Source organism: Micromonospora sp. NPDC005707 (assembly GCF_040631005.1).
Taxonomy (GTDB): Bacteria; Actinomycetota; Actinomycetes; order Mycobacteriales; family Micromonosporaceae; genus Micromonospora.
Map to the genome: position 1 here is coordinate 41943 of NZ_JBEXYR010000005.1, position 20033 is coordinate 61975.

Annotated in this window: 23 protein-coding genes and 1 tRNA gene; 7 read left to right on the forward strand and 17 right to left on the reverse strand. The window is 74.1% G+C overall.

The window, feature by feature from the left end:
- Positions 1 to 76: 76 nt before the first annotated feature.
- Complete coding sequence (locus tag ABZ452_RS10665; RefSeq protein ID WP_357941163.1) at positions 77 to 646, reverse strand: GNAT family protein; 570 nt, start codon at positions 644 to 646, stop codon at positions 77 to 79.
- Complete coding sequence (locus tag ABZ452_RS10670; protein WP_357941165.1) at positions 643 to 2007, reverse strand: cobyrinate a,c-diamide synthase; 1365 nt, start codon at positions 2005 to 2007, stop codon at positions 643 to 645. Before ABZ452_RS10670 ends, ABZ452_RS10665 begins: the two co-directional genes overlap by 4 nt.
- 135 nt (positions 2008 to 2142) lie before the next feature.
- Here ABZ452_RS10670 and ABZ452_RS10675 point away from each other — a divergent pair, with 135 nt between their 5' ends.
- Together ABZ452_RS10675 and ABZ452_RS10680 are read left to right on the forward strand one after the other, a co-directional pair.
- On the forward strand, positions 2143 to 2958 hold the full coding sequence (locus ABZ452_RS10675) for an SURF1 family protein (RefSeq protein WP_357941167.1): 816 nt from the start codon (positions 2143 to 2145) through the stop codon (positions 2956 to 2958).
- A 96-nt stretch (positions 2959 to 3054) separates the two neighbouring features.
- A complete protein-coding gene (locus tag ABZ452_RS10680; protein ID WP_357941169.1) occupies positions 3055 to 3792 on the forward strand; it encodes a hypothetical protein in 738 nt (245 codons plus the stop codon).
- Between the two features lie 42 nt (positions 3793 to 3834).
- Here ABZ452_RS10680 and ABZ452_RS10685 read toward each other — a convergent pair whose 3' ends face one another.
- The 4 genes from ABZ452_RS10685 to ABZ452_RS10700 all read right to left on the reverse strand — a co-directional run bounded on the left by ABZ452_RS10685 (position 3835) and on the right by ABZ452_RS10700 (position 7855).
- Complete coding sequence (locus ABZ452_RS10685) at positions 3835 to 5427, reverse strand: ATP-dependent DNA ligase (RefSeq protein WP_357941171.1); 1593 nt, start codon at positions 5425 to 5427, stop codon at positions 3835 to 3837.
- A gap of 99 nt (positions 5428 to 5526) precedes the next feature.
- Positions 5527 to 5733 carry a hypothetical protein gene (locus ABZ452_RS10690; RefSeq protein ID WP_151464953.1) on the reverse strand — a complete coding sequence of 69 codons (207 nt, stop codon included), beginning with the start codon at positions 5731 to 5733 and terminating at the stop codon, positions 5527 to 5529.
- Between the two features lie 79 nt (positions 5734 to 5812).
- A complete protein-coding gene (locus tag ABZ452_RS10695) occupies positions 5813 to 7165 on the reverse strand; it encodes a dipeptidase (RefSeq protein ID WP_357941965.1) in 1353 nt (450 codons plus the stop codon).
- Positions 7166 to 7201: 36 nt separating this feature from the next.
- Positions 7202 to 7855: a hypothetical protein gene (locus ABZ452_RS10700; protein ID WP_357941173.1), complete on the reverse strand. Its 654-nt coding sequence runs from the start codon at positions 7853 to 7855 to the stop codon at positions 7202 to 7204.
- A gap of 110 nt (positions 7856 to 7965) precedes the next feature.
- Here ABZ452_RS10700 and ABZ452_RS10705 point away from each other — a divergent pair, with 110 nt between their 5' ends.
- Complete coding sequence (locus ABZ452_RS10705) at positions 7966 to 8367, forward strand: rhodanese-like domain-containing protein (protein WP_357941967.1); 402 nt, start codon at positions 7966 to 7968, stop codon at positions 8365 to 8367.
- 202 nt (positions 8368 to 8569) lie between these two features.
- Here the strand turns inward: ABZ452_RS10705 and ABZ452_RS10710 are convergent, their stop codons facing one another.
- The 3 genes from ABZ452_RS10710 to ssb all read right to left on the reverse strand — a co-directional run bounded on the left by ABZ452_RS10710 (position 8570) and on the right by ssb (position 12012).
- Positions 8570 to 10111 carry a cobyric acid synthase gene (locus ABZ452_RS10710; protein WP_357941175.1) on the reverse strand — a complete coding sequence of 514 codons (1542 nt, stop codon included), beginning with the start codon at positions 10109 to 10111 and terminating at the stop codon, positions 8570 to 8572.
- Entirely contained in the window at positions 10108 to 11121 is a 1014-nt protein-coding gene (locus tag ABZ452_RS10715; protein WP_357941177.1) for a cobalamin biosynthesis protein, read from the reverse strand. Before ABZ452_RS10715 ends, ABZ452_RS10710 begins: the two co-directional genes overlap by 4 nt.
- 93 nt (positions 11122 to 11214) lie before the next feature.
- Complete coding sequence (gene ssb / locus ABZ452_RS10720; protein ID WP_357941179.1) at positions 11215 to 12012, reverse strand: single-stranded DNA-binding protein; 798 nt, start codon at positions 12010 to 12012, stop codon at positions 11215 to 11217.
- 277 nt (positions 12013 to 12289) lie between these two features.
- Between ssb and ABZ452_RS10725 the strand changes: the two genes are divergently transcribed.
- Together ABZ452_RS10725 and ABZ452_RS10730 are read left to right on the forward strand one after the other, a co-directional pair.
- Positions 12290 to 12700, forward strand: a complete 411-nt coding sequence (locus ABZ452_RS10725; RefSeq protein ID WP_357941181.1) for an HPF/RaiA family ribosome-associated protein — start codon at positions 12290 to 12292, stop codon at positions 12698 to 12700.
- A gap of 88 nt (positions 12701 to 12788) precedes the next feature.
- On the forward strand, positions 12789 to 13814 hold the full coding sequence (locus ABZ452_RS10730) for an alpha/beta hydrolase (protein WP_357941183.1): 1026 nt from the start codon (positions 12789 to 12791) through the stop codon (positions 13812 to 13814).
- A gap of 16 nt (positions 13815 to 13830) precedes the next feature.
- On the opposite strand, the gene ABZ452_RS10735 is transcribed toward ABZ452_RS10730, so the two are convergent.
- The gene (locus ABZ452_RS10735) at positions 13831 to 14562 is read right to left on the reverse strand and encodes a hypothetical protein (RefSeq protein ID WP_357941185.1); all 732 of its coding nucleotides are present in this window, start codon (positions 14560 to 14562) and stop codon (positions 13831 to 13833) included.
- 167 nt (positions 14563 to 14729) lie between these two features.
- On the opposite strand from ABZ452_RS10735, the gene ABZ452_RS10740 reads away from it, so the two are divergent.
- Positions 14730 to 14802: transfer RNA gene (locus tag ABZ452_RS10740), tRNA-Arg, on the forward strand.
- A 247-nt stretch (positions 14803 to 15049) separates the two neighbouring features.
- Here ABZ452_RS10740 and ABZ452_RS10745 read toward each other — a convergent pair.
- The 4 genes from ABZ452_RS10745 to ABZ452_RS10760 all read right to left on the reverse strand — a co-directional run bounded on the left by ABZ452_RS10745 (position 15050) and on the right by ABZ452_RS10760 (position 17763).
- Positions 15050 to 15724, reverse strand: coding sequence for a cytidylate kinase family protein (locus ABZ452_RS10745; RefSeq protein ID WP_357941969.1), 675 nt, complete (start codon positions 15722 to 15724; stop codon positions 15050 to 15052).
- Between the two features lie 132 nt (positions 15725 to 15856).
- Positions 15857 to 16411: an alpha/beta hydrolase gene (locus ABZ452_RS10750; protein WP_357941187.1), complete on the reverse strand. Its 555-nt coding sequence runs from the start codon at positions 16409 to 16411 to the stop codon at positions 15857 to 15859.
- A 105-nt stretch (positions 16412 to 16516) separates the two neighbouring features.
- Positions 16517 to 17263, reverse strand: a complete 747-nt coding sequence (locus ABZ452_RS10755; RefSeq protein WP_357941189.1) for a phosphotransferase — start codon at positions 17261 to 17263, stop codon at positions 16517 to 16519.
- 65 nt (positions 17264 to 17328) lie between these two features.
- Positions 17329 to 17763: a hypothetical protein gene (locus tag ABZ452_RS10760; RefSeq protein WP_357941191.1), complete on the reverse strand. Its 435-nt coding sequence runs from the start codon at positions 17761 to 17763 to the stop codon at positions 17329 to 17331.
- Between the two features lie 199 nt (positions 17764 to 17962).
- On the opposite strand from ABZ452_RS10760, the gene ABZ452_RS10765 reads away from it, so the two are divergent.
- Positions 17963 to 18151 carry a hypothetical protein gene (locus ABZ452_RS10765; RefSeq protein WP_357941193.1) on the forward strand — a complete coding sequence of 63 codons (189 nt, stop codon included), beginning with the start codon at positions 17963 to 17965 and terminating at the stop codon, positions 18149 to 18151.
- 58 nt (positions 18152 to 18209) lie between these two features.
- On the opposite strand, the gene ABZ452_RS10770 is transcribed toward ABZ452_RS10765, so the two are convergent.
- The 3 genes from ABZ452_RS10770 to ABZ452_RS10780 form a co-directional block, all read right to left on the reverse strand.
- Positions 18210 to 18764 carry a GrpB family protein gene (locus ABZ452_RS10770; RefSeq protein ID WP_357941195.1) on the reverse strand — a complete coding sequence of 185 codons (555 nt, stop codon included), beginning with the start codon at positions 18762 to 18764 and terminating at the stop codon, positions 18210 to 18212.
- A 44-nt stretch (positions 18765 to 18808) separates the two neighbouring features.
- Positions 18809 to 19354, reverse strand: coding sequence for a hypothetical protein (locus tag ABZ452_RS10775; RefSeq protein ID WP_357941198.1), 546 nt, complete (start codon positions 19352 to 19354; stop codon positions 18809 to 18811).
- A 93-nt stretch (positions 19355 to 19447) separates the two neighbouring features.
- Positions 19448 to 20020, reverse strand: a complete 573-nt coding sequence (locus ABZ452_RS10780; RefSeq protein WP_357941200.1) for a GrpB family protein — start codon at positions 20018 to 20020, stop codon at positions 19448 to 19450.
- Positions 20021 to 20033 lie beyond the last annotated feature (13 nt).

Sequence of the window (20033 nt, forward strand, 5' to 3'; positions counted from 1 at the left end):
AAGAGGTTTGCGCGCGGAGTCCCTCGATTCCCGACGCAAACCTCTTGATCAACTTCCGTCCCGGGGCCAGTGCGGGTCAGCGGAGGTCGGCGCTCACGAAGGACCAGAGTTCCAGGTCCACCCGGGCGCCGTGGACGAAACCGGCGTTGCGGAGCAGGCCCTCGTAGCTGAAGCCGGCCTTCTCCGCCACCCGGCGGGAGGCGACGTTGCCGGGGGCGACCCGCAGCTCGACGCGCTGGAAGCCGTGCTCCAGGATCAGCGCGATGGCGACCGCGTCCACCGCCTCGGCGGCCAGCCCGTAGCCCCGGGCGTGCGGGGCGATCGCGTAGGACACCTCGGTCAGCCGGGCGCCCCAGTCGGTGCGGCGGGTCCAGAGGCAGCCGATCACCCGCCGGTCCTCGCGGCGGATCACCGCCCAGTGGTCGCCCTCGCCGCTGTCCCGGCGCTGCCGGGCCAGCTCGGTGCACCAGGCCCGCCCGTCGATCTGCCCCGACGCGTCGGCCAGCGGCAGCCAGCGCTGGGTCTGCCGGTCCGCGAACACCTCGTCGACCGCCTCGGCGTCCGCCGCGACGAGCTGGCGCACCTCGGTGCGCGGGGTGGAGACGGTCAGCGCCGGGAACCGGCGCACCGCCACCTGCCCGATCACGCCGGAGCCTCCGCGGGGGCCACGGCCGCCGCGACCAGCCGGGCCGCCAGCTCCGGGTACGCGGCCCAGTGCGGCACGAGCTGCGAGGCGTGCACCCCCCGCCACACGAAGCCCTCCGGGGCGCCGCCCTCCCAGCGCCAGGCCGCCCGCTCGCCCGCCCGCGGGGTGAGCACCGCGGCGTGCTGCTTGTGCCCCACCACCGTGGTGCCGGCCGGGGCCACCACGCTGTCGACGGCCGCGGTCGCCTCCCGGTAGCCGACCACCACGCCGTCCCGGCTGGCGCCGACCGCGTCGAGCACCCCACACATGGGCAGGCCGTCGAGTTCCCGGGCCAGCCAGAGCAGGCCGGCCCCCTCGGCGATCACGGGACGGCCGGTGCGGGCCAGCTCGGCCACCGCGATGCAGAGCCGGCGGTTGGCGGAGAGCTGCTCCGCGTACGTCTCCGGAAGCCCGCCGCCGACGACCAGCGCGCGGGTGCCCGCGGGCAGCGACTCGTCGCGCAGCGGGTCGACGGTGACCACCTCGGCGCCGGCCGCGCGCAGCAGCTCGGCGGTCTCCGGGTGGCTGTAGCTGCCGCCCGGGCCGCCGGCCAGCGCTACCACCGGCCGCTCCCCGGTCGGCGGACCCGCCGGCTCCGGCGACCACGGCGCGGCGGCCAGCTCCGGGGCGGACCGGGCCAGCGCCAGCAGCCGGTCGAGGTCGACCGTGGCGGCGGCCGCCTCACCGAGGCGGCGCACCGCCCGCTGGGCCTCGGCGTCGCGCTGGACCACGGGCACCAGGCCGTGCCGGCGGGCGGGCAGCACCGGGGGCAGCTCGTGCCGGCGCAGCGCGCCGTAGACCGGCACCCCCACGTCGTCGAGCGCCTCGCGCAGCATCGCCTCGTGCCGGGGCGAGGCCACCCGGTTGAGGATCACGCCACCCAGCCAGAGCTGCTCGTCGTAGGCCCGGAAGCCGTGCACCAGGGCGGCCACCGACTGGCCCATCGCCGCCACGTCGACCACCAGCACCACCGGGCTGCGCAGCGCGGTCGCGACGGCCGCCGTGGACTCGGTCTCCGGCCGGCCGGCGATCGAGTCGTAGAGCCCCATGGTGCCCTGGACCAGCGCGAAACCCGCGTCGGCGGCGCCGTGCGCGAACAGCGGGGCGATCCGCTCCGGGCCGACCAGCCGCGGGTCGAGGTTGCGCCCCGGCCGCCCGGCGGCCAGCCCCAGGTAGGCCGCGTCGACCTGGTCCGGCCCGATCTTGAACCCGGCCACGTCCAGCCCGCGGTCGGCGAGGGCCGCGAGCAGGCCGAGCGAGAGGGCACCGGTGCCGTGCCCCGAGGAGGGCGCGCTCAGCACGACGCGCGGCACGACGGTCATCATCGACTCCTGCTCTGGGGTGGTTTCCGCCCGCGTGACCATACCCGCCCCGACCGACGCGCGGCGGCCGGCGACCGGCCCGTTCCGGCCCGGTGCGGGCCAGTGGCGCCGCTCATACGGGTAGCCTTGGCCAACGTGTACCGGTTCCTGCTGACCCCGCGCTGGCTCGGCTATCTCGCGCTGACCCTGGTCGCGGCCGCGGTGATGGTGTTCCTGGGCAACTGGCAGCTGGACCGCTACCGGGGCCGGACGGCGATCAACGAGCGGATCGACGCCGGCGCCACCATGGCACCCGCGCCGCTGCGCGACGCCCTGCCGGCCCCGACCGGCGGCCCGGGCACCACCGGCCCGGCCCCGGCCGACCGGCTCACCTGGACCAGGGTCACCACCACCGGCCGGTACGACAGCGCCAACGTCGTCCTGGTCCGCGGCCGCACCGTCGACAACAAGGTCGGCTTCGAGGTGCTCACCCCGCTGGTCCTCGCCGACGGCAGCGCCGTGCTGGTCGACCGCGGCTGGGTGCCGCCCGTCCCCGGCGGAAACGCCACCACCCAGCCGGAGGTGCCGGCCGCGCCGGCCGGCGAGGTGACGGTCACCGGCCGGCTGGTGTCCAGCGAGAGCGGCGGCGGCGCGGTCGACCGGCGCGACGGCAAGCTGGAGACCCGACGGATCAGCATCCCCCGCCTGGCGAAGCAGCTTCCCTACCCGGTCTCCGGCGGCTACGTGCTGCTCGACCAGCAGACGCCGGCCGCCGACCCGGCGTTCCAGGCGGTGCCGATCGGGCACACCAACAACTGGCAGAACTTCGGCTACGTGGTGCAGTGGTGGCTCTTCGCCGCCATGAGCCTGGTCGGCTACGGCTGGGTCGCCCGCCGCGAGGCGCGCCGGCTGGCCGGCCTGGACGGGCCGCGCGAGCCGGTGGACCGGGCGGCCGAGCCGGCCTCCGCCTGAGCCGGTCGAGGCGTCCGGACCGGACCTTCGGCGGGCACACCGGGCGACGGGGACGCTGTAGGGTCCGCCCATGATCGTGAACCGTGGGGGGTCGCGGTGACCCCTGATCCCACGATGCCGCTGGCCGCCGAGCCCCCGACCCCGGCGACGTACGACCCGTGGGCCGCCATGCCGCCGGCCGGCGCGCCGCCCACCGAGCGGTTCCCGGCGCTGGCCGCGCCACCGGCGGATCCCCCGGTCACCACCGCGCAGTTCCCGGCGCCGGCCGCGACCCCGGCGCCACCGGCGGCCCCGCAGTTCGCCGCTCCGCCGGCCACCGCCCCGTTCTCCGCGCCGCCCGCGACCGCGCAGTTCCCGGCGCCACCCGCGCAGTTCCCCGCGCCGGCCGCGCAGTTCCCGGCGGCACCCGCGCAGTTCTCCGCGCCACCCGCGCAGTTCTCCGCGCCGCCCGCTCTGCCGGCGGGTCCGCTGCCGCCGGCGCAGTCGGTGGTGGCCGTGCAGATCGGCGAGATCATGGTGACGCCGCCGGTGATCCGCACCCCGGCCGGCGTCCTGCCGCTCGCCGGCGCCTCCTGGCACGTGATGGACCACTGGCAGAAGGAGGAGAAGGTGGCCACCTGGGCGGTGGTCGCCGCGGTCCTGGGCTTCTTCTGCCTGACCGTGTTCAGCCTCCTCTTCCTGCTGATCAAGGAGACGCGGCACCACGGCACCGTGCAGGTGACGGTGACCAACGGCGGCTACCAGTACGTGGCCCGGATCCCGGTGGCCGACCAGTTCCAGGTGCAGCAGATCAACAACCAGGTCAACTACGCCCGGTCGCTGTCGGTCGCCTGAACCGCGCGCCGGAGGTGCCCGCGCCGCCTCCGGCCCGCCGGGTCAGCCGGTGACCCGGCCGGCGTGGATGGCCCGGACCGCGTCGATGGTGTCCGCCTCGGCGGCGGTCTTGTCGTCCCGGTAGCGGATCACCCGGGCGAAGCGGAGCGCCATCCCGCCCGGGTAGCGGCTGCTCGTCTGCACCCCGTCGAAGGCGATCTCGACCACCTGCTCCGGCCGGACCCGGACCACCCAGTCACCCTTCTCCACGGCCAGCCCGAGGAAGCGCTCGGTCTGCCAGCGCAGCAGCTCGTCGGTGAGCCCCTTGAACGTCTTGCCGAGCATGACGAACTCGCCCGTGCGGGGGTCCCGGGCGCCCAGGTGCAGGTTGGAGAGCCAGCCCTGCCGGCGGCCGCTGCCCCACTCGACGGCGAGCACCACGAGGTCGAGGGTGTGCCGCGGCTTCACCTTGACCCAGGCCGCGCCGCGCCGGCCGGCGTCGTAGGGCGCGGCGGGATCCTTGACCACCACCCCCTCCTGGCCGGCGTCGACCGCCGCCGCGAACGCCGCGGCGGCCTGCTCGGGGTCGTCCACCTCGACCCGGCCGACCAGCAGCATCGGGTCGACCACGCGGGCCAGCGCGGCCCACCGCTCCCGGCCGGGCAGGTCGATCAGGTCGACGCCGTCGAGGTGCAGCAGGTCGAAGAAGTACGGAGTCAGCACCGTCTCGCCGGTGCGCTCGGCCGCGGCGAGCACGGCGGGCGCCACCGGTGTCCCGCCGGTGGTGCTCGGGGTGATCCGCCGGGCGGCCCGGCTGGAGGTCTCCTGGAAGGGCAGCGGCCGGCCCTCGGCGTCCAGCCCGATCGCCTCGCCGTCGAGCACCAGCTCGCGGGCGGGCAGCGCGCGGACGGCGGCCACGACCCCGGGCAGCCGGCCGGTGATGTCGTCGAGGCTGCGGGTGAAGACCGCGATGTCCCGGCCGGACCGGTGCACCTGGATGCGGATGCCGTCGAGCTTGACGTCGACCACCGCCGGGATGCCGGTGGCGGTGAGCGCCTCGTCGACCGAGGGCGCGCTCTGCGCCAGCATGGGGGCGAGCGGGCGGCCCACCTGGAGCCCGAACCCGGCCAGTGCGGCCGCCCCGCCGGCCAGCGCCGCGACCGCCACCGCCCGCAGGTCACCGGCGAGCAGCAGGGCCCGCCGCACGGCGGCGACCGGCACGTCGGCGGCCCGGGCCACCGCCTCGGTGAGCAGGCCGGCCTGGGCGCCCTGGCGCAGCTCGCCGCGAAACAGGCCGACCAGCAGCCGCTGCTCGTCGGCGGTGGCCGCGGCGAAGAGCCGGCCGAGCAGCTCACGCCGCCGGGCCTGCGAGCCCGCGCCGCCGACGGCCGCGATCTCCTCGATCGCCGCGTCGACACCACCCACGGTCAGGCTCGGCTCGGCGGCCGGCGGAGGCAGGTCACGCAGGCTCGCCCAGCCCACCCCGGTCTGCCGTTGCCGCAGCTCGCCGGCCAGGTAGCCGGCGCCCGCCGGCACCTCGTCGGGATCGAGCGACCGCAGGGCGGCGGCCAGCAGCTCCACCTTGGCCCGTCGGCCGCTGGTGGCGCCCACCGCCGCCGACGTGGCCGCCAGCTCAAGGAAGCGCACGTCCCTCATCCTGCCAGCCACCCCCGACACCGGGGCGATTCCCGATCGCGGAGAGTCGGCGTCCCCCCAGGGCGTCAACTCTCCACGATCGGCGAAACGGCGGCCGGCTCAGGCCGAGACGGGCTCCTCGATGCGGAGGCCGCGGGCGCGCACCTCGTCGGCGACCCGGGTGAGCAGCGTGTCGAGCGCGACCAGCACGGCGGAGAGTTCACCGAGCTGGTCCTTGAGCGTGTCCTCGGGCCACGCGGAGACATCGACGTCCCCCAGAGCACTGACGGCGGCCTGGAGCCGCGACATCTCGTCGTTCGTACGCATGTTCGAGAGGCTATAACACCCCGTCGCCCGACACACCGCAAACTCCGACATCGGCCCCGAAGTTACGGTTTCGACACCCTCAGGGGCGGTTCGCGCCCACCTCGGCGACCTTCCCGAGCAGCAGTGCCTCGGCCACGCAGACCCGGGCGAACTCGCCCAGGTGCAGGCTCTCGTTCGGCCCGTGCGCGCGGGCGTGCGGGTCCTCCACACCGGTCACCAGGATCGCCGCGGAGGGGAACATCTCCTGGAAGGTGGCGATGAACGGGATCGACCCGCCCACGCCGATGTCCACCGGGTCGGTGCCGTCCCAGGCGCCCCGGAACGCCGCCCGCGCCGCCTCGAACATCGGCCCCGTGGCGTCGATGACACAGGGCGCGCCGTCGTGCTCGAACGTCACCGTCACCTGGGCGCCCCAGGGGGCGTGGTTCTCCAGGTGCGCGATGAGCGCCGCGTACGCCTTCTTCGGGTTGTCGCCCGGCGCCAGCCGCACGCTCAGCTTCGCCTTGGCGGCCGGGACCAGCGCGTTCGGCGCCTCCCCGGTGGCCGGGGCGTCCACGCCGAGGATCGCGAGGGCCGGCTTGGTCCAGAGCCGGTCGGTGATCCGTCCGGTGCCGAAGAGCTGCGCGCCGTAGACCAGCCCGGCCTCGGCGCGGAACCGGTCCTCGGGGTAGTCGACGCTGGCGCCCTCACGGCCGACCAGACCGTCGACGGCCACGTTCCCGGCGTCGTCGTGCAGCGTGGCGAGCAGCTTCACCAGCGTGGTGAGCGCGTCGGGCACCGCGCCGCCGAACATCCCGCTGTGCACGGCGTGGTCGAGGGTGCGCACCTCCACGAAGCAGTTGACGATGCCGCGCAGCGAGGTGGTCAGCGCGGGCACGCCGACGTCCCAGTTGGTCGAGTCGGCGATGACGATCACGTCCGACGCCAGCTCGTCGCGGTGCGCGACGAGCAACTGCTCCAGCGAGTCCGAGCCGTACTCCTCCTCGCCCTCGATGAAGAGGACCACGCCGACCGGAAGCTGGTCGCCGTACGCGCGCAGCGCGGCGATGTGCGCCATGATGCCGGCCTTGTCGTCGGCGGCGCCGCGGCCGTAGAGGCGGCCGTCCCGCTCCACCGGCTCGAACGGGTCGGACTCCCAGAGCGACAGGTCGCCGACCGGCTGGACGTCGTGGTGGGCGTACAGGAGGACGGTGGGCGCGCCGGGCGGCGCCGGCTTCGTCCCGATCACCGCCGGCTGGCCGCCGGAGCGCACGATCTTCGTGTCGAGGCCGCAGCCGCGCAGCAGCTCCGCCACCGCCTCGGCGGAACGCTCGACGTGCGAGTGGTCGAAGCCCTCGAAGGCGATGCCCGGGATGCGGACGAGTCGCTCGAGGTCGGCACGGACGCCGGGCAGTTCCCGCTCGACGGCGGCCCGCACCTCGGACTCGGACATGATCGGTGTGGTCATGACCGGAATCGTATGCCGGCCTTACCTGGCCTCGCCGTCCGAGCCCGCCCACCCGGACCGGCGAACGTAGTAGCGGTCCGCGTCGTGCGGCAGGTCGGGGGCGCCGTCGACCACCAGGTCCACCGCGGCCCCGGTGCCGTCGGCGGCGAAGTGCGCCCGCTCCCCGGCGTGCCAGCGGCGCAGCTCGGGCAGGATCGCCGCGCCGTCGCGGGCGAGCGCCCGGGACAGCCGCAGCCCGGCCGGCGCGGTGACGAGCACGGACAGGGTCAGCTCCGGCCGGATCGCCGCCCGGGCGGCGCTCACCCCCTCCACGATCAGCACCGGCCCGGGCGGCACCGGCACCGGCCGGTCCAGGAAGCGCCGGCGCACCCAGCTGTACCGGCGGTAGGCCCCCGGCCGTCCCGCGCGGACCGGTCCGAGCACCGACTCCTCCAGCCGGGACCAGAAGGTGAGCTGGTCGTCCCAGCCGTCGAGCAGGTCGTCGGTGCGGACCACCGGCGGCCGGGCGCCGCCGGGCAGCGCCGCGAGGGCGTCCGCGAGGCGCGTCGCGAAGACGCTCTTGCCCGCGCCGCTCGGCCCGTCGACCGCCACGAGTCGGGTACGCCCCAACCGCGCCGGACCGGCCAGCACCCGCCGGGCCAACCCGGCGTACGCCTCGACCACCGCCACCGTCACCCGGCCGACGTTAGCCGTCCCCCGTCCGCTGGATCCTGCGGCACCAGCAGGCCGTTCGCCGGGCGGGCCCGCCGTGCCGTGGGCATCATCGGGAGGTGCTCCATGACGTGATGAGTCCGGGCGTCGACGCCCTTCTCGAACAGGCTCGGGCCGGCCTCCGCCGGCTCACCCCGCACGACGCCGTCGAGGCGGTCCGTACCGGGGCGCTGCTGGTCGACACGCGCACCGAGGCGCAGCGCCGCGAGCAGGGTGAGCTGCCCGGGGCGATCGTCATCGACCGGACCGTGCTGGAGTGGCGGCTGGATCCGGCCAGCGCCTGGCGCATCCCGGAGTCGACCAGCTACGACCGGCAGATCGTGCTGGTGTGCCGGCAGGGCTACAGCTCCAGCCTGGCGGCCGCCGGCCTCCAGGCGCTCGGCCTGCGCCACGCCACGGACATGATCGGCGGCGTGCAGGGCTGGCGGGAGGCGGGCCTGCCGATGTCCGACCGCCCCGCCGACGTCCGCTACTGACCCCTCACCCGCCCGGCGCGCCGGCCCGTCTGGGCCACCGCCGCCCGGCCTGCTCCCACCGGGGACGCGCACCCATTCCGCTCAGGCCGTCGGCGCGGTCGGGCCGCGGGCCGCCGCCCGGCCTACCCCCACCGAGGACGCGCCCGTCCCGCTCAGGCCGCCGGCACCCGGCCTGCTCCCACCGGGGGCGCGCCGAGCCCGCTCAGGCTGGCGGCGCGCCGGGTGGGATGAACGGAAGGCCCGCGGGCGGGCCGGACTCGATCAGCCGCCACAGCGCGTCGGTGTCGAGGTGCTCCTCGACCAGGTCGCCGAGCAGGTCCAGCGTCCGCTCCCGCGCGGCGGCGAACGAGGTGTCCGGGGCGACCTTGAACCCGGTCCGCCCGGCCAGCACGGCGACCTCGCTGAGGAACCGGCGCCGAAAGGCGTCGGACTGGAAGGCGCCATGCCAGTGGGTGCCGTGCACCGCGCCCAGCCGGGCTCCCTCGCCGGTGCCGTCGGCGTAGCGGAGCAGCGGCGGCAGCCCGGGATCGGCGGCCGAGACCTGGCCGTGGTGGATCTCGTAGCCGTGGACCGGCACGTCACCGGCGGCGGTGCCGGCGACGCGCCGGACCGTCTTGCGCGGGTCGAAGGTGATCTCGACGGGGAGCAGCCCCAGGCCGGGCACGCTGCCCTGCCGGCTCTCCACCGGGTCGTGGACGGCCCGGGACAGCATCTGGAACCCACCGCAGATGCCGAGCAGCGGCTTTCCGGCGGCGGCGTGCGCCAGGACGGCGTCGGCCAGGCCGCTCTCCCGTAGCCAGGCCAGGTCGGCCACGGTCGACTTGGAGCCGGGCAGCACCACCAGGTCGGCGGCGGCCAGCTCCGCCGGCTCGATGGTGAGCCGCACCCGGACGCCGGGCTCGGTGGCCAGCGCCTCGACGTCGGTGGCGTTGCTGATCCGGGGCAGCCGGACCACCGCCACGTCGAGCCATTCGGTGCCCCGAGGGGCCGCCGGCCGGCCGAGCACCCGCCCGTACGCGAGCGAGTCCTCTGCGTCCAGCCAGAGGTCGAGCGCCCAGGGCAGCACGCCGAGGGTCGGGCGGCCGGTGACCCGGTGCAGCATGTCCAGCCCCGGCCGGAGCAGCCCGAGGTCGCCCCGGAACTTGTTGATCACGAAGCCGGCCACGAGGGCCTGGTCGGCCGGATCGAGCAGCGCGACCGTGCCGAACATCGAGGCGAACAATCCGCCCCGGTCGATGTCGCCGACCACGATGGCGGGCAGGCCGGCGTGCCGGGCCAGCCCCATGTTGACGTAGTCGCCGGCCCGCAGGTTGATCTCGGCCGGGCTGCCCGCGCCCTCGCAGATCACCACGTCGTACTCGGCGCGCAGCTCGGCCAGCGCCGCGTACGCGGTCTCGGCGAGGCGGGGACGCAGCTCCCGGTAGTTGCCGGCGGTGACCGTGTCGACCGCCTCGCCGAGCAGCACCACCTGGCTGGCGTGGTCGCTGCCCGGCTTGAGCAGCACCGGGTTGAAGCGCAGGTCCGGGGCGAGCTTGCAGGCGGCGGCCTGCATGGCCTGGGCGCGGCCGATCTCCCCGCCGCGCCCGTCCGGCCCGACCACCACGGCCGAGTTGTTGGACATGTTCTGCGCCTTGAACGGGGCCACCGACACGCCCCGGCGGCGCAGCCAGCGGCAGATGCCGGCGGTGAGCACGCTCTTGCCGGCGTCGGAGGTGGTCCCGGCGACCAGCAGCCCGCCGCTCATCGCCCGCTCCCCCGTCGCGGCCGGGCGAGGGCGCGCAGGGCGGCGCGGCCGGTCGCGTCGACGAGGCGACCGGCCGTCACCGGGTAGGCCGCCGCGAGGCCCAGCGCCGCCAGGCCGACCGCGCCGGAGATCCGGGCGGCCCGCTTCAGGTGCCGCGCCTCGGGCCGGGGCCCGTCCCCGAGGAACGGCCGGGTCTCCTCGCGTCCGAAGTAGACGTTGCGCCCACCCAGCCGGACGCCGAGCGCCCCGGCCATCGCCGCCTCGCACTGGCCCGCGTTCGGGCTCGGGTGGTCGTTGCGGTCCCGTCGCCAGACCCGCCAGGCGGTGGCACGGTCCCCGTGCGCGGTGGGCGCCACGGCGACGGTGAGGAGCCCGGTCAGCCGGGCGGGGATCAGGTTGAGCAGATCGTCGAGGCGGGCGGCCGGCGTGCCGAAGCGCGCGTAGCGGGGTGAGCGGTGGCCCACCATGGCGTCGAGCGTGTTCGCCGCCCGGTAGCCGAGCAGGCCGGGCAGCCCGGCGACGGCGCCCCAGACCAGCGGGGCGACCACCGCGTCGGAGGTGTTCTCGGCGACCGACTCGACGGTGGCCCGGGCCAGTTCCGGCTCGTCGAGCGCCGACGGGTCGCGCCCGCAGAGGTGGTTGAGCCGGCCCCGGGCGGCCGGCAGGTCACCGGACTGCAACGCCCGGGCCATCAGCCGCGACTCGTGCCGCAGGGTGCGCCCACCCAGCACCGTCCACGTGCCGGCGGCCACCAGCGCGGCCCGGGCCACCGGGTGCCGCCGCGTGGCGAGGCCGGCCACCGCCCCGAGCAGCACCGGAGCCCCCACCGCGAGCGCGGTGAACGCCGCGCCGGCCGATCGCTCGGGTCGGTAGACGCGCCGCTCCAGGGCGCCGGCCGCCCGGCCGAAGCCGGCCACCGGGTGCCACCGCCGGGGATCGCCGAGCAGCGAGTCCAGGGCGTAGCCCGCCACCAGTCCCGCCGCGTTCGCCATGGCGGTCGCCTGCCGCACCCGCACCACCTCCGGCCGGCCAGCCTAGCCGTACGGCGGGGTGGCCACGCCGGCGTCGCCACCCCGCTCCCCCGTTGCACGATCCGGGGCTGCTCAGGCGGGCACGGGGGCCCGCCCGCGGCCCCGCCGGCCACGGCCGGTCCCGGTGACGCCAGCAGCCGCCCCGGCCGGGTCCGGCTCGCCGGTGGCCGGCTCGGCGCCCGGCTTCCCGCGGACCGGCTCGGCGCCCAGCTCGTCGTCGGCCGGCTGGTCGTCCGGCTCGGCGGCCAGTTCGTCCGGCTCGGTCGCCGGGCTGTCGGGCCGCTCGTCGAACGGGTCGGCCAGCTCGTCGAGGTCGCCGGCCGTCGTGTCCAGCCCGGCGGAGAGCCCGACCCGCGGGGTGTCGTAACCGGGCGGCGGGAACTCGTCGTCGAACGGCCGGTCGTCGAGCGACGCGGGGGCCTGCCCGACCGGCACCGGCTCGGTGGCCTCGCCGTGCACCCGGCTCTCCGCCTCGGCGTCCTCGACGGTGCTGGTCGTCATGCTCGGCCGGTTGCGCAGGAACCGGGCCCGGCCCCGGGACAGGTCGTGCCCGACGGCGACCGCCTCCAGCTCGTAGAGGGTGCGGTGGTTGCCGGCGTCGTCGGTCCAGTCGCGGGTGTAGAGGCGGCCGGCCAAGACCACCGGGTCGCCGACCGCCACCGAGGCGGCCACCCCCTCGGCCAGCTTCCGCCAGCAGTTCACCCGCACCCGCAGGCTGTTGCCGTCGACCCAGCGGCCGCTCTCCCGGTCGAGGCGGCGGGCGGTCGACGCGACCTTGAAGTTGGCCACCAGGGTGTTGCTCTGGGTGGTCCGGCGCCACTCCGGCGCGGTCAGCACGTTGCCGACGATCGTGACGTACGTATCGAACATCGCCCCTCCCAAGGGAACTCGGCTTGTGTGGCGAGCCTCGGCCGGGCACCGGCCGCGGGGCGACCGTCCCCGGCCGGGCTGTGGACGACCGGGCCGGCTGTGGACAACCACCTGATCAAGGTCCCCGTCTGCTAGGACCAGTGGCCCTATGGCCCTGACCTGCGAAGGAACATGATCAGCAGGCCGGGTTCCGGACGCGCCCGGAATGGGTATGGACTTGATCAACCGAGAGAAAGGGAGCGACGATGCTTCTCCGAGACGCCTGCGAGGCCCGGCGATGAGCGCCGTGGCGAACCCCGCGACCGTGGCTGAGTGCCTGCGGGTCGGCGCCGGGTTCTCCCAGGGCGACCGCACCTGGATCGCGGAGCAGTTCGCGACCCTCGACGCCCGGCTCGCCGGGTTCCACGCCGACGCCACCGAGCTGGAGGTGACGGTCAAGGACCGGAACGCCCGGGGTCAGAAGGTCACCCTGGAGTGCTGGATCGCGGGCCGGCAGAAGATCGTCACCACCTCCGCCGAGGAGGACCTGCACGCCGCGCTCAACGACGTCCGGGACGACCTGCGCCGCCGGCTCAACGACGCGAAGACCCGCCAGGAGCCGCGCCACAACAAGCACCTGCGCGAGATCGACCAGCCCGAGGGTGTCCCCGCGCAGGCCGCCGAGCGGGCCGACGCGGAAACCGCCTGAGGCCGTCCCCCGCCCCCGCCCGCACCCGGTGCCGGCGGGCGGGGGCGGGGGCTACCGCCGGGTAGCTTGGCGGCGTACCGTCGCGGTCGTGGAACCCGACGTGCTGGGACCGCCGTACGAGCGGCAGACCATCGACCTGGGCACCGACGACGAGGGACCGGTCGTCGCGACCCTGGTCCGCCGGCGGGCGGAGCGCCCGACCGGCCGGGCCGTGCTCTACGTGCACGGCTTCGTCGACTACTTCTTCCAGACCCACGTCGCCGACTTCTTCGCCGAGCGCGGTTGGGACTTCTACGCGCTCGACCTGCGCAAGTACGGCCGCAGCCTGCAACCGCACCAGACCCCGAACTTCTGCCGCGACCTGAGCGACTACTTCCCCGAGCTGGACGCCGCCGCGAAGATCATCCGCGAGGACGACGGGCACGACACCCTGCTCGCCATGGGCCACTCCACCGGCGGCCTGATCATCTCGCTCTGGGCGCACGCCCGCCGCGAGGCCGGCCTGGTCGACGGGATCGTCCTGAACAGCCCCTTCTTCGACATCAACGCGCCCTGGCTGGTCCGCCGACCCCTCGCGGCCGCCGTCTCCCGGCTGGGCCGCCGGGCGCCGCAGCGCATCCTCCCCTTCGGGCTGGGCACCGTGTACGGCGAGAGCCTGCACGCCGACCACCGCGGCGAGTGGCGCTACGACCTGGCCTGGAAGCCGCTCGCCGGGTTCCCGGTGCGGGCCGGCTGGATCAACGCGATCCGCGCCGGCCAGCGCCAGCTCCGGGCCGGCCTGGACATCCCCGTGCCGGTGCTGCTGGCGTGCTCCACCCGCAGCTACCGGGGCACGAAGTGGCACGACTCGGCCACCCTCGCCGACGCGGTGCTCGACGTGGAGCACATGGTGCGCTGGGCGCCCCGCCTCGGCCGGCACGTGACCCTGGCCCGCTTCGACGGCGGGCTGCACGACCTGACCCTGTCCGGCCCCGCCGTACGCGAGAAGGTCTTCACGGAGGTCGGGCGATGGGCGGAGGGCTTCCTCGGGGCCGGGCCGACCGAGCCGGAGCCGGCCGCGCCGGCGCCGCGGCGGCCGGCCGACGAGCCGGCCGGCACGACCGCCGAGAGCTGAGCTGGGCCGGTCCGCGTTACTCGGCGGTCGCGGCCGCCAGGGCCGACCGGATCCGGTCGAACGTCGCGACCGGGTGACCACCGCCCTCCGACGGCAGCAGGAGGCCCAGGCAGCGCAGCGAGAGCTCCCCGTCGAGCGCCTCGACGCCGAACACGGGCGCGCCCACGTACCCGGACGGCAGCTCGGTGGTGACGCGCACCTCGCCGCCGGCCCGGGCCACCCGCTCGATCACCGCCTCCAACGGCCGCGACCCGTCGTCGCCGAGGCCGAGCGCCAGCACGAACGCCGAGCCGGGCTCCGCGCCGACCCGCGCGACCGCGTCGGCCGGCGCGGCGACCGCGTCGGTCACCTGCTGGGTACGCCAGCTCCAGCCCCCGTCCTCGGCGTGCCCGTGCAGCCCGCCCGTCGGCATGGCGGCCAGGCCGATCTCCGGCAGGTGCAGCCACCGGTCGGCGAAGTCGGGCAGCACGATCGGCTCCGCCGCCGCCTCGGCCGGCTCGGTGAGGCTCGGCCGCAGGCCGATCTCCCCGTACGGTGTCCGGGTGGTAGCGGAGGCGGTGAGCAGCCACTCGTGCACCACCTCACCGTCGTCGGTCGCGCCCACCAGCTCGCTGTAGAAGAAGGCGGTGCCGAAGGTCGTGCCCGGCGCACCGGGCCCGTCCGACCCGCTCACGGGCAGGATGGCGCGGCCGAGGAGCTGGCACAGCTCGTACGCGATCTCGTTCTCGGTTTCCTGGTCGAGCAGCACGACGCCGAGGGTACAAACCGGCCGGGCGGCGGTGGCCCGTGACCCGGATATCCGGGATGCCCGCGGCGACCGGGCCGTGGGACGCTGAGCAGGACGTGGCCGCGCCCACCCGTTCCCCCGGCGAGCCCGGGGTCGGCGGTACCCTCTTGGCGCGACACCGTCGACGCGCGCCCGTAGCTCAGCGGATAGAGCAGGGGACTTCTAATCCCAAGGCCGCAGGTTCGAATCCTGCCGGGCGCACCCTTCCCACCGCAGGTCAACGGCTTTGCGTTGCCCGGCCAGTTCGATCACCACCGCTCCCGTACGGCCAGGTCAGCCCAACAGCTGCTTCGCGGCCTCGTCCACGGCGGCCCGCTCGATGTCCGGCAGGGCGTGGGCGTAGCTGTTCATGGTCAGCCCCATCTGGCTGTGACCGAGCACCATCACGGTCCGGGGCGAGACACCGGAGACGAGCAGGAACGCCGCGGGTCCGGGGCCAGCGGCGTTCCTACGCTGGACGGAAGAACCAGGCCGGCTGCTGGGGCTCGTCGTTGTGCACGACGATGTCGGCGTGACGGGTCGGGCGGACCTTAGCGAAGTAGAGCTTCTGGGAGGGGATGTAACGCTCGCGCCAGCGCCTCTCGACGTCGGCTCGAGATGACACCCGGCGGTCTCGGACGGCGGCACGATCCACGGTCTTCTCGAATGCCGTCGACACGAAGATGCGCAGGTCCCACCGATCAATCAGCTCCGGGCGCATGAGGAAGACGCCGTCGAAGACCAGCACGGCGTCGGCGGGGGCAGTCGTGACCGGCGGGGACACCGCAGCATCCGCGGTGCGGTCGTAGACCGCGTGTTGGAAGCGCCGGTCTCCGCCTGGTCCGAGCGGATCGAGCAGAACCCGGTTCAACGCGTCGTAGTTGTGGGTGTCGAAATAGCAGCCTTCGGCCGAGTACTCGCCGCGCGGATAGCGCTGCGCCCGCGGGAAGAGGAAATCGTCGATCGTCGCGCGGATGACGTTGCGGCCCTGTGTGCGCAGGGCGACGGCCAGTTCGTCGGCGAGGGTGGTCTTGCCGGCGGCGGGCGGTCCGTCGATGGCAACCCGCGTCGGGTGTGCGACGGCGATGGACCCGACTGCCTCAGCCAGGCGGCCGAGCATCTCGTCGCGGGTGCCGTGGTCCATGTCCTGCTCCGTCATGGTCTCGCGAAGGTCGCCGTGTCGGGGGCTGGGAGTGAACACCGCCGCTGAGTCCGTGGGATCGGGTCATGACCGCTACGGGATCGGGACGGGCGGTTCGATCTCATGATTCGCCGGTCAGCGGATATGGGACGGCGCGGGCCAGAGAACCCGGTCGAGGAACTCCTCAATCGCCGTGGCCATGTCACCCAGCACCGTCGCAGACCTGGCAAGTGGCCCCGGGACGCGGAGCCCGTGATCAGCACCCGCTACCTCGAACACATGCGGTGACAGCTCGCGAGCAAGTTCCGGACGCCAACTGCTGTCCGCCGTGCCGCCAATGAGCAGGCAGGGAGCGCAGGCCCGGCGCAGACCGTCAACCACCTCTGAACGGTGCAGCAACGGCGTGATCCAGATCGCCGGCAGCTCGTGGTCGGCGGCAAGACCTGTGGCGAGGGTGCCGAGGGAGTGGGCAATGATCAACGGCTCGGGTAGTCCACAAAGCGCCGCCGTTATCTGCTCAACTGCCCACGGTCCCCGTGCCTCCGGGTCTGGTGGAACATCACCGCTCCATGACATGTGGTGCATCTGCGCGCCGCGCATCCGTGCGGCATCGACGGCGAACAACTGGTGGGGAACGTGCCAGCAGCCACCACTGCCCGGAATGACCAACACCGTGCGCTGCGTCGTCATGTCATCCTCTCCGGCGGCAGAACCCCGCCAAGGCCGCAGGTTCGGATCCTGCGGGCGCACCACCGTCACCGCAGGCCAGCGGCTTCGCGCTCCCGGTCGGGACGATCACCATAGTGCGGCAACGAACGTCTCCTGGCTCACCTCGAGGTAGGCGAGTTCGCGTCGGGTCCAGGCGAGCACTTCGGCAGAGCGTGCGCGGGGAACGGAGGCCGCCTGGTCATCGAGGATGTCCCGCCAGAACGCCTCATTGCGACGTAAGCGCTCGCGGATCGCGGCTGGTAGGCGGCCACGGTCCGCCGGGCTCAAGCCGTAGGCGTCCGCCAGGATCCGCACCTGCCGGGCCTGTTCTGTCGCGGGTCCCCGGTCGGGTCGCGACGAGATGCACCAGGCCCACGCCATGTACCCCACGTCCTCCAACGGGAGGCCGGGCGCCGCGAAGTCGAAGTCGATGAACGCCACCGGCCGACCGTCGCGGAAGACCGTGTTGTTCGGACCGGGGTCGTGATGGCACACCACCTCACCCCCGAGACCGGACGCCAGCTCACGCGTGCGGTCATGCAGTCGTCGCAGCAGCGTCGCGGCCTGTCCGACCTGATCGTCGGTGAAATGCCGCCATCGTGGAGGAACGTGGCCGGGCACGAACGACAGGATGTCGCGGCCGTGTTGGTCCCACCCCAGGTGCTGAGGGCAGCCGTCGAAGCCCGTCTTGGCGAGATGAACCAGCAGCCGCGCCACGAAACGCGACGCAGGCGAGGCCGGGCGACGGACCGTGTCTCCGACCCGGACCACACCGGCCGTCAAGCGGCCCCCGGCCAAGGGTCGTTCCACGCCATGCTCGCGGTCATGACCCATCTCGCGACCCTAACGGGCCGTGCAGACCGCATCACCGCAGTCCCGCCCGCTGTCGGCCGGCGGCGCTACGCCCAGGGCGGGGTGTATCGGCTCACGTAGTCGCGCGCGCGAGGGAGCGGGTCATGCCAGTACTGGTCCGGCATGCGGTGGTGCTGCTCCGCGCAGAATTCCGCGAGACTGTTCGTGATCTTGACGCCCTCCAGTGGGTGGCCTTCGAAGTCGGTGTTGACCGACAACAGAAGCGGCTCGGGATTCCAGCCCGAGTGGTCGAACGCCCAGCCATCCCAGACCGCGTAGGTGTGGACGACCTGCCCCTCACCCGCAAGCCGCACCGCCGTAATCTCGATCGGCCGGTCGGGGTAGGAATCTCGGCAGGCCCAGGCGAGGACGTGACACGCACCGGCAGCGAAGAACGCCTGGTCCGTGCGTTCCCAGGCGACGCGCTGATCGGACCGCTCGATTGCCGTCCGACGAAACGCCCCCGCTGCCCTGGCTCCCATGACCCGGACGTTAGTGGATGGCCCGACCCGTCTCCTCGTGCCGCCGAACGCGCCCGTGTCGCCCCAATCCCCGGCCTTCCAGGAGATCAGCGGGATCGGGTGGGGCGACCTCCTTCGCTCAGGCACCACGAGGGCTACTGTCAGAACCCCCGGCCACCCCTAGGCCAAGCCCACTTCGCGAAACCCCACGGAGAGCGCCGTGAGCGTCGACCCGAGCCCGCCGGTCCGGGAATACATCGGCCTGATCTGGATCGAAGACAAGCCCGGCATCCGCCTGCGCATTCTTGCCACGTCTTCCGATGAGGCGAGGTCGCGCGTCACCGAGGAGCACGGAGAAGGGCACGTCATGTCCATTTGGAACGAGGAAGACGCATCGAGCCCGCGGTAGGACCGACAACTGACCGACCGCTCAGGCCATCGGTCGGTGAGCACTACGGGTGGAAGTGTCAGCCCTCCGGGGACTGCCGCCAAGCGGACTCGTTCCACAGGCGGGCCTCAGCCAACAGCTGGGTCATCGTCTCCTCCTTCGCGGCACCGTAGCGGGCGCGGCTGTCGGGATGCAGCTCGGCGGCACGCCTCTTCGCCGCCTCGTACCGGCGGGCGGCGGCGGGGTTGGCCTCGAGGTAGGCGCGGAAGACCCGGTTCTCTTGGGGCACCAGCGACGCGACGCCGAAGACGTGGAGGTGCTGGCTCCGCTTCCCGGCGGTGTCCTTGGCGAAGAACAGGTGGTCGCTGTCCTCGGGGAAGACCATCGGGCGATAGACGTACCCGAGCTGTTCGAGGGGCCGGAGGTTGGCGACGACCGCGTCGACCTCCGGCACCACCGCCATGATGTCTATGATGGGCTTGGCCGCCAGGCCGGGAACACTTGTGGAGCCGATGCGTTCGACGCTCAGCGCCTCGGGCAGGGCCTCCGACAACAGCCGCCGCTCGGCCTCGAACCGCTCCGGCCAGGCCAGGTCGTAGGGCACCACCTCGACCACGCGTGCGTCGTCCGTCACGTCGGTACCGTAGCGGCCGGGTAGGGCCGAGCCGGCCCCTGTCGCTATGCGTGGGGCGCGCACATGCTCCGGGCATCGCGCTCCCAGTCGCTTCCCACCAGGGCGACGGGGTAGCCGATTTCCGTGACCTGCTTGTCCCCGCTCTCCACGGAGAACCGTATCGACAACGGCTCCGGCTGAAATGCGATCGCACACTCGAAGTTCAGCTCGACCAGGAGCTGACGGGTGCCGCCCGGGGGCAACGTCGGCCCTTCTCCCGTGCTGCGCACCACGACGCCCGGCCTCTCCGCTCGGACCTGACGTACCGTGACGGGCGCCGGGCCGGTGTTGATCAACGTCAGCTGCCCGGACAGTTCGACCGATCCCTGGGCGGACGAGCCTCCCAGGTTCGCCGATACCGGTAGGGCGACGAGAGCGACCACGGCGTTCCGCTCCTGCTCGGCGCGCGAGTCTCGCCACTCTCCGACGGCGAGGCCGCCCAGCACAGCGCCGACCACGAAGGCAGCGACGAGCCGCACGGTCAGGAGGCGGTCGGCGGTGGTGCTGCCCAACTCCGCCGGCTGGTGGTGCTGCTCGTCCAGGTCGATCACTGCATGCTCCGCGACATGCGCGCCAGCGTAGAGTTCGCCGCCGTCCGCGTGTGGTCCGCAGCCACCCGGCACCCGGTGCCGGAGGTGCACCCGCTACCCGGCCGGAATGCCGGCCTTCCTCTCGATCTCCCTGACGAAGTCCCGCTTCTCCCTGGTGTACCGGGCCGGGTCGCCAGCGTGCCGGGCGGCGAGGCCCTGTTTGAGCGCGAGGTAGGCGGCGACGTCCTCCGGGTGCGAGCGGAGGTGGTCGCGGAAGGCGATGAGACGACGCCAGTAGCGGCCACCGTGCTCGGTGACGTGCAGGTGATGCGTCCGGAAGGTGGCGGGGTCTTGCGGACCCTTCCGGAAGACGCGGCGGCTCGGGTCGTCAGCCTCGGATTCGGGTGTGTAGACGTAGCCGATGCCTTCCAGCGGTGCGATGACCGCTGGAAATTCGTCGAGGCTCGGCACGGCGGCAAGGATGTCGATCACGGGCTTCGCCGCCAGGTCCGGAACCGCCGTGCTTCCCACGTGCTCGATCGCGATCAGTGAACCGCGCAGCGTGTGTCGCAACAGCTCCGCCTCTTCGGCGTACCGCGCCGGCCAGTCCGGGTCATACGGGCGTAGGCGAACGGGAGCCTGCCGGTACCAGGCCGCGCCGGCCGGGGGCGGGGTGGTCGCATCCATGCACCCCTTCATA